Origin of the sequence: Sporanaerobacter acetigenes DSM 13106, assembly GCF_900130025.1 — a bacterium.
GTDB lineage: Bacteria > Bacillota > Clostridia > Tissierellales > Sporanaerobacteraceae > Sporanaerobacter > Sporanaerobacter acetigenes.
In genome coordinates this window covers 151,662-168,434 of the sequence record NZ_FQXR01000005.1, presented here as the reverse complement: position 1 = coordinate 168,434, position 16,773 = coordinate 151,662, and the positions used below count along the sequence as shown (strand labels likewise).

General features: G+C 30.3%; 13 protein-coding genes. All 13 read right to left on the bottom strand.

Features of this window, described 5'->3' with window-relative positions; genetic code table 11:
* Nucleotides 1-1,935 (bottom strand): hypothetical protein, encoded by a 1,935-nt coding sequence (locus tag BUA21_RS06350; protein WP_072743970.1) that lies wholly within the window; start codon nucleotides 1,933-1,935, stop codon nucleotides 1-3.
* A gap of 12 nt (nucleotides 1,936-1,947) precedes the next feature.
* Entirely contained in the window at nucleotides 1,948-2,154 is a 207-nt protein-coding gene (locus tag BUA21_RS06345; RefSeq protein WP_072743969.1) for a hypothetical protein, read from the bottom strand.
* Nucleotides 2,155-2,205: 51 nt separating this feature from the next.
* Nucleotides 2,206-5,490 carry a UvrD-helicase domain-containing protein gene (locus BUA21_RS06340; RefSeq protein WP_072743968.1) on the bottom strand — a complete coding sequence of 1,095 codons (3,285 nt, stop codon included), beginning with the start codon at nucleotides 5,488-5,490 and terminating at the stop codon, nucleotides 2,206-2,208.
* Nucleotides 5,491-5,492: 2 nt separating this feature from the next.
* Nucleotides 5,493-8,630 carry a PD-(D/E)XK nuclease family protein gene (locus BUA21_RS06335; RefSeq protein ID WP_072743967.1) on the bottom strand — a complete coding sequence of 1,046 codons (3,138 nt, stop codon included), beginning with the start codon at nucleotides 8,628-8,630 and terminating at the stop codon, nucleotides 5,493-5,495.
* A 10-nt stretch (nucleotides 8,631-8,640) separates the two neighbouring features.
* The gene (locus BUA21_RS06330; RefSeq protein ID WP_072743966.1) at nucleotides 8,641-9,552 is read right to left on the bottom strand and encodes an ROK family protein; all 912 of its coding nucleotides are present in this window, start codon (nucleotides 9,550-9,552) and stop codon (nucleotides 8,641-8,643) included.
* 12 nt (nucleotides 9,553-9,564) lie between these two features.
* Nucleotides 9,565-10,233 carry a hypothetical protein gene (locus BUA21_RS06325; protein ID WP_072743965.1) on the bottom strand — a complete coding sequence of 223 codons (669 nt, stop codon included), beginning with the start codon at nucleotides 10,231-10,233 and terminating at the stop codon, nucleotides 9,565-9,567.
* Between the two features lie 26 nt (nucleotides 10,234-10,259).
* Nucleotides 10,260-10,697, bottom strand: a complete 438-nt coding sequence (locus BUA21_RS06320; RefSeq protein ID WP_233242614.1) for a 2-thiouracil desulfurase family protein — start codon at nucleotides 10,695-10,697, stop codon at nucleotides 10,260-10,262.
* Nucleotides 10,698-10,702: 5 nt separating this feature from the next.
* Nucleotides 10,703-11,905 carry a beta-N-acetylhexosaminidase gene (nagZ, locus tag BUA21_RS06315; protein ID WP_200796526.1) on the bottom strand — a complete coding sequence of 401 codons (1,203 nt, stop codon included), beginning with the start codon at nucleotides 11,903-11,905 and terminating at the stop codon, nucleotides 10,703-10,705.
* Nucleotides 11,906-12,030: 125 nt separating this feature from the next.
* Nucleotides 12,031-12,843 (bottom strand): C40 family peptidase, encoded by an 813-nt coding sequence (locus BUA21_RS06310; RefSeq protein WP_072743962.1) that lies wholly within the window; start codon nucleotides 12,841-12,843, stop codon nucleotides 12,031-12,033.
* Nucleotides 12,844-12,855: 12 nt separating this feature from the next.
* Nucleotides 12,856-13,800 (bottom strand): ATP-binding cassette domain-containing protein, encoded by a 945-nt coding sequence (locus BUA21_RS06305; RefSeq protein WP_072743961.1) that lies wholly within the window; start codon nucleotides 13,798-13,800, stop codon nucleotides 12,856-12,858.
* A complete protein-coding gene (locus BUA21_RS06300) occupies nucleotides 13,793-14,842 on the bottom strand; it encodes an ABC transporter ATP-binding protein (RefSeq protein WP_072743960.1) in 1,050 nt (349 codons plus the stop codon). Before BUA21_RS06300 ends, BUA21_RS06305 begins: the two co-directional genes overlap by 8 nt.
* 11 nt (nucleotides 14,843-14,853) lie before the next feature.
* Nucleotides 14,854-15,822, bottom strand: coding sequence for an ABC transporter permease (locus BUA21_RS06295; protein WP_072743959.1), 969 nt, complete (start codon nucleotides 15,820-15,822; stop codon nucleotides 14,854-14,856).
* Nucleotides 15,822-16,766 carry an ABC transporter permease gene (locus tag BUA21_RS06290; RefSeq protein WP_072743958.1) on the bottom strand — a complete coding sequence of 315 codons (945 nt, stop codon included), beginning with the start codon at nucleotides 16,764-16,766 and terminating at the stop codon, nucleotides 15,822-15,824. Before BUA21_RS06290 ends, BUA21_RS06295 begins: the two co-directional genes overlap by 1 nt.
* Nucleotides 16,767-16,773: the final 7 nt, after the last annotated feature.

Below are 16,773 nucleotides of genomic sequence, written 5' to 3'. Positions count from 1 at the left end.
TTACACCTCCCTGATAATAGAAATATTTACAAATAACACTAAAAGGTATTGTATCATGTATATAAATGCAATAACTCCTGTGTCATTTACAATAAATGCAACAATACTAGTTATAAGTAAAACTATATACTCTTTACGAATTTCTGGTCTTTCTTCCAATATATAAGGCAATTTAGTCTTACATTTATCCCAAAAACTTTTAATAAAAAGAATTTGACTAAAAAGCACTATACACCACGGTGGAGATAAAGTATAAATTAAGAGTTCTTTAAGTTTAACTTTTGCAATATCATATACTTCTTTCTTACCCAATATTTTGGCTCTATAAATTAAACTTCCAGCATGACTTTTATCTAAACTATTTAAATCTATATATAAATTGACAAATAAAATCAATACACCTAAAAGTAGAAGAAAAATCAAATTCTTAAATGTGAAATTCTTGTCAAGAAAAACTACATATATCATCATCAAAAGTAACACAATAGAAGTAAAAAACCCTCCTGTATTTGCTCCATAGCTAGCTGACAATACTATGATATTTAGCACAAAATACAATATTGCTAGAATTTTCTCCATTGTATCATTTGGCAAATATTTTTTAATTGTAAAATAACTGATAATAGAAGTAGCTAAAAGTATTCCCATAGCACCATTGTTGAAACCATAATATCTGCTTCCTGCAATTAAATTGTCATATCCAATATAAGAGTTATAAATGAAGTCTGGATAAAATAGCATTCCCAATGTCAAAACTATATAAGTAAGAGTTGAAAAAATTCCAGCTCCATTTAACTTTCTATTGGTTATAATATATGAAATACTATAGCTTAACATTATACAAGTAATTAGATAAGCAAAAACACTCCTATGAATATTTAGAAATCCCATCAAGAGCGAAATAAAAATTGTTATTATTATGAAATTGTAATAAAAAGCTATGTCCCAGTATTTATCCCTTCTATTTTTGACAAAAAAATAAGTAAAATAAACTTGTATGAAATAGACAATACCATGAAAAATATAAGTTATCCATGTCATATTTATTACTTCATTGTAAATAACTTTGATTTCTTCAATAGTATCTTTACTAGGTAATACTTTGATTTTTTTTCCTATGACAACATGACTTTTTATGCCATAAGAATGCATTATTTCTGGCAATATGTCTAAATTTGTTATGATACCCTTTCTTTTTGTAGAGTCACTAGTTAAAATTCCACTCTTCGTCTTAAGTTTATTGTACATTATTGGAACTAGAGAATTGTTAACTATCTTTTTCATATTAGCTGAAACTTTTCCAGGAAAAATAAGAATATCATATTCATTTAAGCTTTCTAAGTATCCTTTTAACACTTCTACCCTATTCTTATTTTCTTCTATTTCATAAGACAAGACCAAAATATTTGAATTTCTCAAATGTTCATTCGTCTTTTCTTCTAACCATCTTTCATCATAAACAACTTTAGTTTCTCCATTTTTTATCAGCCCATTTTTATCGCAAGCTATCAATGATGATGAATCTTCCCCTATAAAGGCAATTCCCTTATCTTTAAGCTTCTCACCAAAAAAATCAATTTTATTTGTGAATTCAGGATACTTCTTATTTAAATCTCTGATTATATTGTCATAACCTTTTACTTCTATGCTTCCATCATTTCGTTTTATAAGGCCTTCAAATTCTCCATCTTTTATCTTTACCTTTCTACCTGTAGCAATGGTCATAAAATAGCTTTCAGCATTATTGATTCCTCTCACCTTTGTATTCATAAGTCCCATTGAAAAGGAATCTTTTCCTATTTCTTCAGCCAATTGAAAATCAAGTTCATCCAATACTATTATTATGGTTTTCTTATCTGAACTCCCATAGGCAAAACTGTTTATGAAAACCATCAATGTAACTAAAAGAACCATTAGACAACTATTTTTTTTCATAGAAACACCCTTTTAGTATAAAATATAGTTAAGAATGCTAAAGGAACCTAAAACAATAGATAATATTCCTATTGCGATTTTATATTTATAAAGTCTATCTTTTTGAAAATCTTGTTTTTTAACTATTTCTCTATAGTTGTTGTCATTAACAATTTCGTATTTATCACTAATTATAACATATATACCTATCAAGATAAATAATATACCAAAGATAAGCAAATTAAGCACCTCATTTTCTATATTAAATTTCTTCTGTTTGTTTTTACACAATCATTCGTTACAAATCACATTAAAATTACAATATGAATTGCAAATTTCTCCTCTTTCATATTGTTTAATATCGTTGTTATGACAAACAAATTCCATAAAATTTTCTATATCTTTAAGATTTTTATTTAAAATTTCATCAGATATGTCCACATCTACTATTTCACCAGTCTCTAAAAGAAAAAGTGAAGCCCTATTTGCCTTTAAACCGTATAAATTCTCACAGACCTTCGTATATAGCTGAATTTGAGGAGAATATTTTTTTATCAAAGAATCCTTATCTTTAACTTTATTTGTTTTAAAATCCACTATTTCAATATTGTTCCCACTTATATATATTCTATCGACAATTCCATATATAATGCCACTGGGCAAATTGTAGTAAAATTTTTTCTCACTATAGATTTTATCATAATTTTCACTATAATTTGCAATATAATTATGAATATATGGTGAAAATTCTTGAGCTAATTCCTCTGTAGGCATTATGCCAAAAGATTGTACTATATTTCTTAAAAGTTTCGCACTATTTTCTCCATTTCTATACAATTCACAAAACTTATGAACTATTTCTCCACGAACTACTGGATTTATAGATTTTCTATTAGTAAGCTGAAACTCTTCGTATTCATCTATGGGAAGTCTTCTATAATAAGTCATAAAAAACTTTCTCTTACATTCTTTAAATATTAAATATTGTGATATAGAATAGGTATTAAATTGTCTTTGATTGAAACCTTTTATTCCTCCCAATATGGGAAATATATTTTCATTAAAAGGCTTTGACTCATTTGTAATCCCTTCCAATGTCCTTATTTCTTCTACTGCCTCTTCTTTTACATCCAAATCCTCAATCAATTCATAGCTGGCAAAGTCTAAAAAATCAGTTATGAATTTTTTAAACCCACTTTTCTTTCCCTGATTCCCTAAAATCAATCTTTCTTCTGCTCTAGTCATTGCCACATATAATATCCTCTTGTTTTCTTCTTCTTCTTTTTCTTTTAAGACGGCATTTATTTCATCATATAATGGTGAAACTCCTTCATACTTTATACCCAATCCTATATCTTTATCAAATAAAATTTGAGATTTATCCGTATTGAAATTTTTAGCCATTTGAGGAACTATAACCACTTTAAATTCCAGACCTTTTGACTTGTGTATAGTCATCAACTTCACGCTATCTCCATCTTCTGACTCTATTTTAGCTTGGGATTCATCTATTTCCTTTAGTTTCAATTCTTCAATATAATTTATAAAATCAGAGATAGTTCCATTTTCTTCTTCAGTATAGGTTCTAGCCATTTCTAAAAATTTATATACATTGGCTACTCTTTGCTTTCCCCCATACATTAACATGAGCACTTCATTATAATAAGTTTTCTTCAACAATTCATTTAATAAATTATAAACATTTAATAAATCTCTTTTTACAATCATTAAATTCAATATTTCTTTAGCCCTTTGAACTTTCTTAAGTTCCCTATCTTCAATATATGGAATATTGGAATTTAGAGCATATAGTATAGACTCTTCTTTTTCTCGCAAAAGCCAATAGATTGTTTTGTCTGAAAGTCCAAACATGGGACTTCTAAGTACCCCCACTAGTGAAATAGTATCATAGATATTGCTTATTCCCTTTATCCCATTTAGTAAATCCACTATTTCTTCTTGTCTAAAAAATCCCTTTCCTCCAAAATTATAATATGGAATACCATATTCCCTTAAGGCTTCCTCATAAATATAATCTTCTGTACTGGATCTAAAAAGTAAAGCAAAGTCTCCATATTTGTACTCTCCACTATCTACTAAAGCTTTTATCCGCTTAGCTATTAATCTGCTCTCATAGTATTTGTTGAATTCGCCAGGGTTTTCTCCATTTGGAACTTCTAAATTCTCATTTTCAAGTATTTCCACATCTACATTATTGGGAGATTTAAATATTGAATCTAATGGTTCATATTTTTCCTTCATTACTTTTTCAAATATACAATTTACAAATTCAAGAACTGTATTCATACTTCTATAATTATCTTTAAGATTTATGGCTTCTATTTTAGATACTTCCATTATATCGTCAATTACATCATGGAAAACCTCTACATCTGCTCCCCTAAAGGCATAAATAGATTGTTTAGGATCTCCTACAATAAATAAATTTTGTCTATCTAATTTTGAATTCTCACTTGCCAATTTATACACTATTTGTCTTTGCAATTCATTTGTATCTTGAAATTCATCTATCATTATATATTTATACTTTCTTTGATATTCTTTTCTTATCTCATCTATGTCCAACAAATGAAGTACTTTTATCTGAAGATCTTCATAATCTAAATATCCTAAACTGCTCTTTATTTTAGAAAACTCCAAATCCATTTGAACAAGTAAATCTATTAGAGTTTCATAGAATTCTATTTTATCTTTTTCAATTACTTTCAAAACCTTATCAATAGTCTCCATCAGTGCAGAAACTCTATCCTCTTCTGAACTCATAGTTCCTATATTGTCTTTTAGGTATGGAAGTACATCTAAAACACTTTCATCATAACTATCTCTTTCATTAAACTCTAACCATATTGGGTCCTCCTTTAATTTATACAATTTTGAATTTTTTCTGCTCTTTGACATTAGATATTTAAATTCGTCTACCATGTGAAAAATATCTTCTTCATTGAACTCAAAACTTTGCATATTGTTCAATGTGATTTCTCTTACCTCTTCAAAGCTCATCCCAGTACTTCTTATTTTTTTATACAAATTCATCATAGTGTAGATAAAGTTGTCCAAATTGTACACATTGAAGTTCTTTATAAGTTCATAGACTTTTTCATTAGAATTGATTCCTTTCAATATAATTTCTTTAACTACTTCATATAATATTTCGTCTGATTCATGATCCTCTAATACTTTGAATTGTGGATCTATATTAGCTTCTATGGGATTTTCCTTAAGTATCTTTGAACAAAAACTATGTATAGTAGAGATACTTCCCTTCTCCAAATCCCTATACATTCTTCTCCATTTTGGATCTAGAGGAAACTTTTCTTTTATATTTTTTCTTATTCTCTCTTTCATTTCCTGACTCGCTTTTTTAGTGAAAGTAATAGCTAAAATTGATTCAATTTCACTTTCCTCATCTAAATCTCCATTTTCAAGTATATATAAATATCTTTCAACCAACACTCTAGTTTTCCCCGAACCAGCCCCTGCATTTACTGCCACATTTTTATCTATGGTTTCAACAGCTCTTTTTTGATTTTTATTTAACTCCACTTTTCCCTTCACCCCTATCTACCTCTATATCTGCAGATTTCACCATAAGGACAATATGAATCACATTCTTTGGGATTTATAGAAAAATCCCCATCATATATCTTCTGAATATATTCTTTCATTTCTCCTTTTATATGTTCCATCAAGCTATTCCACTCTTCATCATTTAAAATGTATTTCCCAGTTTTCTTGTTGAATACAGCTTTTTCATCTTCTTTTAATAGTTCTATACTTACTTCTCCCTTAGATATATTTATATATCCTCCAGCAATGATGTTTTTGTTTTCTTCAGCTATTATATATACAGGCAATTGAAATGAAACCCCATTCATCATATCTACAATTTTTCTTATTCCATAGGAAGAAGTCTTGTAATCATAGAGTATATATTTATCTTCATCTGCCAATTTATCTATTCTATCTATTTTCCCTAACAGCCTTATTTTTTCACCATCTACATCTATTGAAAAATCCTCATTAAATCCAAATTCCACTTCAAAATCATAAGGTACCATTTTGTATTTTGAGTTAGACATTCTATCTAAATCTAATTTGATGAGATTTAAAATTGTATCTGCCATATTGTCTATTCTAAGTCTCCACAATTTATCGGTGATATCTATCTCGTTTTTTCGCAATATATTTTCTATTCCATTTACTATTTCATCTAGTGTATCTTCTACTTGAAATTCAGCTTGCCCTTTTATAGATTTTATGAAATCAGCTTTATGAAATTCATAATAATTTTTAAGCACACTATGATATATATTGCCCCTGTCAAGTGGTGAAAAGTCTTCCATGAATCTTTCCATTCCCTCTAATTCTAATATATACTCCATGAGAAATTTATAAGGGCATTTCCCATAGTTTTCAAAATAAGTTATAGAACAAATTCTATTCTTCTCACTTTGCATTAAATCATTTTTTATATTCTCATCATTTATAAATCCCGAATACTCATTATATTCTTTAGAACTCCTCAAAGTTTCACACTCTATTTTTTCACTTATTTCTTCCAGTAGACCATCTTTTCGGCTATTTAGCATACTAAAATAATCTTTTAAATCTTCTCCATTGTAATATCTATAAAATAGATGAGCTACAAGTTCTCTATCTGTAGTTATTTCATCAAAATCCCTTTTTATTATATAGTCCATATCCAAACTTATCACATCAACTTTTTCTTCCTCACTATTTCCTTCAAATAAATTTAAAAGTTCATCTAAAAACATAGAAGGAATATTTACTTCATCACCAGTTGAACTTTCTGGAAAACTCAAATACAATATTTGTTTACATCTGGTCACTCCTATGGCAAACAATAGACATTCCTTGTCCAATTTTTCATAATAACTACTTCTGTCTAATCCCATATCTTTAAACATGGAAAGATTGTCTTCTCTAAAGAAAAAGTTGGTTCCTTTTAAATTTGGATACTTTCCTTCTACCAATCCAGTCATAAATATCACATCATAGTTTGTTCCTTGAGTTGTTGCAGATGTGAGTATATTTACCCCTTCACTATTTCCTAAACTTATAACTACAGTTTCTTTTTCTAAATATTTAAGCAATATCTCATAGAAATCTTTCAGATGAATTTCCTTATAGACTATAGAAATATCTCTACTCATATTCACGAACACTTCTTTAATCTTTGCAAGTGCAGAAATATCTCTGTAAAAAATATTGTAATCTTCCGTTTTTTTATAATTATCAAGTATTTTTTGCCTTAAATTGTAGCTTTCAATAATATTCAATATAGATGAACCTATCTCTTCTGGAGAAGTAAATTCAGGAATAGAACTTCCTTCTATATACATTTTTTCAAGAGAATTTTCAAGATGAACTACTTCTTCATATTTTTTTATGAAACCTTCTACTCCACTTTCTATCCTGTTTAAAAGCCTTTTCTTTTTTTCTTCAAGAAGAATCTTCAATTCTTCAATTTGACTATAATTTAATTTATACAAAATAAATTCCACTTTGTCCTTATTTTCATCAGAATAAATATTGAAATAGCTATTTTTGACTCTATTTATAGTTGATTTCTTGTCAAAATTGTTTATTTTTATATCTATTATATTGAGTAACTCTTTGACCAATGGAATATCAATAAGTCTTATCTCCTCATTTGATGAACCAGGTATTTTTTCCTCTCTAAAAACTCTATACAATGTGTTTGAATACTCATTGGGAGAAGTAAGTACAATTGCCATACGATTTAGGGGAATACCTTTTTTATTTAAACACTTTATCTCTTGAGAAATTCTTTTCAATTCTAAATACTTGTTTGGAACTTTTATCAATTTTATATTCTCATTTTTTAGTAACAATTCACTATCTTCAGTAAATAATTTGTCTCCAAGTGCTTCAAAAGTATTTTTTTCATTCTTATCTAAATTGACTACTTCAAAATCCATTTCTTTTAAAATGTTCAATGTACTCTTTGTAGTTAAAAATTCTTTATCTCTCTTATATGGAATATTTACATAGATATCCATTGGATATTTGCACATTTCTTTGAGGATCTCTAACTCTTGGGGCCTAAAATCAAAAAACTCATCTATTACAACAAAATCTGTACTTTCAAAAAAATCCCCATTGCTTTTAAGTAGCTCTATTCCCTTTATAAATCCTTCTTCCACATCTATCAATTCATTTTCCCTTAAAAATTTTTGATATTTCTCATAAACCAAACCTATTTCACTATAAAAAGGTAAAGAAGGTGTATTTTCATAATATTTTTCAGGAGATATCAAAGACCTCTTCATCTCTCCAATAATATTTGATATATTCCATACAAATCCATCCATAAGAGATACATCCTTATAATATACAATGTCTCCATTCTCATATAGTTCTTTTAGAATATTTTTTATAATTTCTTCTTTCAATTCTGAACCTATGGTTGAATAAAGTTTATCTTTCAGTAAATTTCTTATTATATCATCAAAAGTAAACAATCTTATATCAAAGGCACCCTGATTGCTTTTAAGCAATATCTCTCTATATTTTATGAACAACTTGCCATTTGGAAGTATATAATAAAATTTATCTCCTTTGTTTTCATTTAAATACTTTTTAGATTTTTCTAGCAGTTCTTCTCTTTTGGTATTGTTAAATGGTCCATAATAGACAACTCTATTTGGCATAAAAATCCCCCTAGAAATCCATATTTATATAATCAAAAGCTACTTTTCCAGCACCAATCATTCCAGAATCATTTAAATACTCCGCTGGAAGTATTTTCGTTCCTTTTGAATTGTTGCAATTTTTTTCATAAGAGCTAATCATTTTATCCCACCAATATTCTTTAGAATTTATTACCCCTCCACCTATTACAATTCCTTCTGGATCAAAGATGTTTTTTAAAGTAATCAAGAATATAGACAAATCATCCACAAACTCTTCTACAACCATTTTGCAAATAGGATCATCTTCACTATTTTTGAATATATCCACTCCACTCATCTTTTTATTGCCCTTTTCATAAAAAGACTTCTCTATCCCATTTCCTGAGATATACTGTTCTGCACAACCTCTTTGACCACAATTGCACTGTCTACCATTAGGATAAAGTATAGAGTGACCAAATTCAGCTCCTTGATAATTGTTTCCGCGCCAAATTCTCTCATCTTTAGTCCAAATTCCTCCTCCTACTCCAGTTCCCAAAGTAATCATCACAAAACTATTTAAATTCCTCCCCGAACCTAGCCACTGTTCACATATAGTAGCCACATTGGCATCATTTTCAATGATAATAGGTATATCTTTAAACTCACTGGCCAATTCCTTCTTTATATTCACTCCTGCCCAGTTTGGAATATTTCCACCATGAAATATAACCTCTCCTTTTTCGACATCTATAAAACCTGGAGTTCCAAGACCTATAGCTTCAATATCCTCACCATTTTTAAGTTCTCTTACAATATACTTTATTCCGTCAAGCACTCCTTTTCTTCCGCCTTCTATATTAGTGTCTATAGTGATTTTTTTTAAAATATTTCCACTTTCATCAACAATACCACCATTAATTTTAGTGCCACCTAAATCAATTCCTATGACTTTTCTCATATATACTACCCCCTAATTACATTTTAATGTCTCATCTAATTCCCTAAAATAATTTTCCAAATAGTCAAAATCAATATAACCCTTACCTATTAAATAATAATAATCCATTATTTTGGGATTGAAAGGCAAATTAAGTACATTCTTGCAGAAAATGTGGGCAGCAATATCACTGGTTTTCACAATAGGATAGTTCTTTTTTATAGGACCCATTTTGAATACTACTGCTTTATCCAATTTATCATATACATAATCTATTTCTTCAATCTCTAGATAATGAAACAATTCATGGGCAATATGAATTTCTGCTATTGTTTCATAATCAAACATCTTGTCCACTTTCAATTTGTTAAATTCATCTTCCAACCATTTTATAGATTTATCATACAACAGTATCTTTTTTTCAATTGCGTCATACTTGCCTCTCATTTGTATTATTTCAAAATCGTATTCATCAGTTTTCAATTCTATTTTTATCTTCTTGTCTTCACATATATCCCTTATGTTTTTATTTGGGTTTGAACAAATTATTTTTTTTGCAGCCTCTTCTCCAATTTTCATAGATTCATATACATAATATTTTATTTTATCTTCTGGTAGCTTCTTAAAATATAAATCTTCTTTTAATTCTGCTAAAGACAATATTTCATCTGTACACATCTTTTCTAATCTTTTATTACTCAATGCATACAACTCCTTTATAGTATTTATTATTTATAATTATCTTCATTATAGACTTTTATCCCATTTTCAGTTAAAAATTTTGCAGCTACTCCATCTCCTTCTACCAATTTCCCACTAAAAGTACCATCATATATTTTACCGCAACCACAAGAAGGGCTCTTGGACTTAAGTATCGCAGTATCAACCCCCAATATTTCAGCTATGACTAAAGTCTTTTTAGCTCCTTCTTTGAAATTTTCAGTACAATCTGCTCCTTCTTTATTTATAACTTTTATATTTCCTTTATCATCTAATACTATCTCACAAGGTACTCTAGGAATGGGAAGTCCCCCAAATACTTCTGGACACACTGGTATTGCCTTTCCTTCCTTGACAAGTTGAATTATTTTTTCATCTCCATTGTCTTTTCCATCATATCTACATTTGATACCAGCAAGGCAAGCACTAACAATATACAATATCATCACCTCTATTTTATATATTTGTCTAAAATTTTTCTAGTTTCTATATTAATTTTTTCTATATTTGCATATTTTACTTTCTCATCATTTAATCTATATTTGTCTTTGACTTTTAGTATTCTATATACTTTTTCATCTATTTCATCTTCAGTTATATCTCCGTCTTCTACAGCCTTTTTCAAAGTATCTATGACCTTTTTTGAATTTTCATATCCATGACATATAAGTACTATATCGCTTCCTGCTTTTAAAGATTTCAACGAAGCTTCTCCTATATCATAATTTTTCACAATAGCCCCCATAGTCATATCATCAGTTATAACTACTTTGTCATATTTCAAATCATGTCTCAAAACATCTGTAATCACCTTTTTAGAAAGAGAAGAAGGATTATCGGCATCTACATCGGCAAGAAGCATATGCCCAACCATGACCATATCTGCACCTTCATCTATGGCTCTCTTAAAAGGAACTAACTCAAATTCTTTTAAATCATTTAAATTCTTATCAATAATAGGCAAATCCAAATGAGAATCTATAGATGTATCTCCATGCCCTGGAAAATGTTTTATACTAGGAACAACCCCTACCGATTGAATTCCTTCCATTACTTCCAATCCATTGTATACTACTACGTCTATAGTTGAACCAAAAGCTCTATTTCCTATTGTTGGGTTCTTAGGATTAGAGTTAATGTCCAAAACTGGCGCAAAGTCCATATTAAACCCTAAAGATTTTACTCTTTCTCCTAATATCTTACCATATTTAAAAGAAAAATCTTTGTCATTAATATCACCAATTTTTTTAGCTTCAGGTAGTTTTTCAAAGGATTTAGGCAATCTGCTTACTCTTCCACCTTCTTCATCTATAGATAAAAATAAAGGTATATCATTGTTAGAATTTGCTTTTTTAAGGCTATTTAACAACTCCAATGTCTGATGTTCGTCATTGATATTTCGACTAAATAATATAAAACCCCCTACTTTATAGTCTTCAATTAGTTCAATCGTATTTTCTTCTATGGCAGTCCCTTCAATACCTACAATTAGAAGTTGACCTATTTTTTCTTCCATAGTCATATTAATCATACTTTCTTTTATAGAATCTATTTTCTCTTCTTCACTTTCTTCCATATCTTTTATGTCTTCTTTTTTAGGAATATCCTCATTTTTTTGACATCCATTTAAAAGCAAAGCAAAAATAACTATCATAAAAATACATAGTTTTTTATTCACCAATATCACCCTTCTAATATTTCCTACACATTACATTATAGCCTATTATGCTTTAGTTTCTACATATAAAAAATTTTTACCCTAGCAAGGCTAGGGCAAATCTAAAAAACTGTTCCTATTTCACTTATATTGGCTAAATCCTCTCTATAATCTATATCCTCAGGATTCAAACTATTTATCACAACTCCACTGGATGCTCCCGTAGAATGAACATATTTATCATTTCCTATATACATCGCTACATGTCCAGGCCAATACATCAAATCTCCGGGTTTCATTTCTTCTCTACTTATACTTCTCATGTTGAATTCTTCCTTAAGTTTTGCATCTCTATATATGATGACTCCATTCATCATATAAGAAATTGAACATAATCCAGAACAATCTATACCTAATGGCGATTTTCCTCCCCATCTATATTGAGTTCCCAAATAAGACAAAGCGGTTTTAACTACACTTTCTCTCAAAACTTCTTCAGATGGTCTATCTTCCAGCCTAATCCTCTTAATTATAAAATCAGTTCTTATCCATCCACTATTTCCATCTGGGAAAAGTATTTCAGTCCAATTTTCACTTACTCTTCCAGACAATTTGACTACCGCTCCTCTGGTGAGCTGAAATATAGGATAACTTTGAAATTTAGGTTCCTTTAAGACATCTACTATACCTAAATTTATAGTATGCTCTGCTTCTCTATCCCATTTGAGAGCATACTCACCACAAATCTCAATTTGGCTTTCATGAATATATCCTCTATAATTATAGCTCGTTTCAATATAGTACCATTCATCAGAAGGCCTTTCGATCAATTTAACTATCATTCCAAAAAGAGCTTCATCTGCTGCCTCTCCTGTAAACTTTGGTTCTTGTTTTAAAGACCCTATAGTTGTTTTTATAATAGCATAATCTTCCATACCATTTCCTCCTTATGCTCTACTTCTAGCTCTATATTCTTCCAATTCCTTCTCATTTGCCAATACAAAATGTTCCGGTTCTATTTCTACCCATTTAGGTGGATTATTTACATAATCATGACAACTAGGATCATATACCTCCAATACTTTCTCCTTTTCCCTTATTGGATCAGGCAATGGAATAGCTGACAATAGTGCCCTAGTATATGGATGATAGGGATGTTCAAACAATTTTTCTGTATCTGCAAGTTCTACTATTTTCCCTTTTCGAATGACAGCTATCCTATCAGTTATAAATCTTGCAACAGATAAATCATGAGTGATAAATAAATAAGTTAATCCCTTTTTCTTTTGAAGTTCAGACAATAAATTCAAAACTTGAGCACGAATAGATACATCTAATGCCGATATCGGCTCATCAGCAATGATGAATTCCGGTTCCATAACTAAAGCCCTTGCAACACCTATTCTCTGCCTTTGTCCTCCTGAAAATTCGTGAGGAAAACGATCTGAAAACTCTGGAAGTAACCCTACATCTAAAAGGGCTTTACAAACTTTTTCTTTTCTTTCTTCCTCACTGCTGTAATTCTTTATATTATATAGTCCCTCAGATACTATATAATCAACTTTGGCCCTTTCATTCAAAGAAGCCATGGGATCTTGAAATATCATCTGAATTTTTCTTGTCAATTCCCTATCTAAGTCCTTGCTGATCTTTCCACTTATTCTTTGTCCTTTAAAAAGTATTTCTCCATTAGCAACTTCATTTATACGCATAATAGCCCTGCCAATAGTAGTTTTTCCTGAACCAGACTCACCAACAAGTCCAAAAGTTTCACCCTTATAAATATGAAAACTTACATCATCTACTGCTACAAATTTTTTCTTTTTTCTATTGCCAAATTCCACACGCAAATTTTTTGTCTCCAATAAAACTTCTCTTTGTTTGTCATTCATTTTCACTCATCCTCCATTGTGAACTCAATTTTTTTATGGATTCAGGTGGTTCTACCTTTGGTGCACGAGGATCTAACAGCCAAGTTTTAGCTTTGTGAGTAGGGCTTACAGAAAAATATGGCGGCCTTTCTGCAAAGTCTATTTTAAGTGCCCTTGGATTTCTTGGTGCAAAAGCATCCCCTTTTATTTCATTAAATAAATTTGGTGGAGTACCTTTTATAGAATGTAGGTCTTCTCCCTTAATTCCAAGTTGTGGAAGAGACAAAAGCAGTGCCCATGTATATGGATGCCTTGGATCATAAAAGATTTCTTCACAAGTCCCTATCTCAATGATATCACCTGCATACATGACAGCTATTCTGTCTGCCACATTAGCTACTACTCCTAAGTCATGGGTAATGTATATTATAGTTAAATTATATTTTTCTTTTAAATTCCTTAAAAGTTGAAGAATTTGAGCCTGTATAGTCACATCCAATGCCGTAGTTGGTTCATCACAAATAAGTATTCTAGGATTGCATGCTATCGCAATAGCTATAACAACTCTTTGTCTCATTCCTCCAGAAAACTCATGAGGATACTGATGATATCTCTTTTCAGGTTCAGCTATTCCTACATCATTCAAAATATCTATTACAAGTTTTTTAGCTTCCTCTCCCTTAAGTCCTCTATGAAGTACTACCGCCTCTTCAATTTGACTTCCAATGGTCATCAGTGGATTCAATGAAGTCATAGGTTCTTGAAACACCATTGCAATTTCCTTACCTCTAATTTTTATCCAATCATCTTCTGTCTTATATTTGGCTAAATCTTCCCCATTATATATTATACTTCCAGAATCAATCCATCCATTTCCATCAAGAAGCCCCATAAAAGTTTTGGTGAAAACAGATTTTCCCGATCCAGATTCTCCAACTATTGCAAGGCTCTCACCTTCATATAGGTCCAATGAAGCCTCTCTTATAGCGGTTAAAACTCTGCCTCTTAATTCAAATTTCACTACTAAATCCTTAACTGACAATATTTTTTTCCTATCATCCATGTTTTCACCTCCTAAATATGAGTCCTTGGATCAGCAGCATCTGCAAAAGCATTTCCTATTACATAAAAAGATATCGTGACCAAAGAAAGAACTATTGCTGGAAATATCAACTGATAACGCAATGATGGAACCATCATAACAACTCTACCCTCATTGACTAAATTTCCTAATGATGGAATACTTACAGGCAATCCAAGACCAATATAAGTTAGAAAAACTTCAGAGCCTATTGCTGCAGGAATAGCTAATGCCATTCTAAGCATAATGACAGAAACCAAATAAGGAAGTAAATTTTTAGTTATAATTCTTTTAGTTGGAGTTCCAAGACATCTAGATGCCAAATTGTACTCTCTATCTCTTATGATGACTATTTGATTACGTACAAAACGTGCCATACCTAGCCACCCAGTTATACACATGGCAAAAACCAAAGTCCCTATACTAGGACGCATTATATACGTTAAAAGAACTTGTATGATAGTAGTTGGTATATTGTCCAAAACATTGTATATTTCAGTAATCACCGCATCAAGCTTTCTTACATATCCCCATAATGCTCCTACAGTAATACCAATCACAGCTTCACAAAGTCCTACTAAAAAGCCAATTAAAAGTGAAGTACGTGTACCACTCCATATACGAGACCATAAATCCTGACCAATAGAATTGGTTCCAAACCAAAATTCTAAATCTGGTGGGTTGTTTCTAATCTGCATATTTGTATTTTCATCAATATATATTTTAGTAGGAGATTTTTGATTTGGCAAATATGGCTGAATGACAGTAAATACAACAAGAACTATCATGAGTACAAGAAAAAACATTGCAACTTTATTTCTTCTAAACATTTGAAATGTGGAGCGCCAATATGAATAATTGGAATATCCTGTACGTTCTGCTTGGGATTCATCATATTCTGCAAAAGTAAACAATGATTCATTTATTCCATCCCCTAATTTATTGATCTTTGCATTAGTCATTATCTAGCGCCTCCCTTCCTATCTAGTTTTATACGTGGATCCAGTGAAGCCATAAGAACATCTCCTAAAAAAAGTCCTATTATACCAATTGATGAATAGATAAGAACTAGTGCCTGAACCAAAGGATTATCCTGTCTTTGAATAGCATCTACAAGCAATCCTCCCATACCTGGAATTGAATACAAGGATTCTATATATATAGAACCTGCTATAGTATACAACAAAGATGCTGGCAAATATTGAGACATAGGAACAAAAGCATTTCTCAAAACATGCTTTCTCATAGTTTTTTTGTCTTTAAGTCCTTTAGCTCTTGCAAGTTTCACATAGTCTTTATTCAACTCATCCACCATATATCGTCTCATCCACATTGCATAAGATGCAGAACTACCAAGGGACATGGAAATAGCCGGCAAAATCCAACTACTAGGTTGACTTGGACTAAACAATATTGGAAGTTTAAGAGCATTTGAGCAATACAACTGAATAAACAAATAATATACCGCTGCTGGAACAGCATTTATAATAACGATATATACTGTACCAAATTTATCCCAAAATTTGCTTTTGCTTTGTGCCATAGCTATACCTAGCATAATTCCAAATACTAATGACAGTGCCATAGCAACTAATCCAAAATACAATGAATAAGGAATTTTAGTTTTAATAATATCAGCTACAGGCACTTTAGGTCTATAAGTTATAGAAGTTCCTAAATCTCCAGATAATATAGATTTATAAAAGTTTTTAAGCTGTACATGCATTGGATCCCTAAGTCCCATGCTAGTCAATATAGCTTCTCTTTGTGACTCATCAAGTTTTTCATAGTTATCTCCAAAATATCCTTCTTCAGGCATTAGGCGCATGAGAAGAAAAACTAAAGTTATTACGATTATTAGTGTAAGTAGTGATTGCAATAATCTTTTCAACGAATACTTTAACATATTTCTA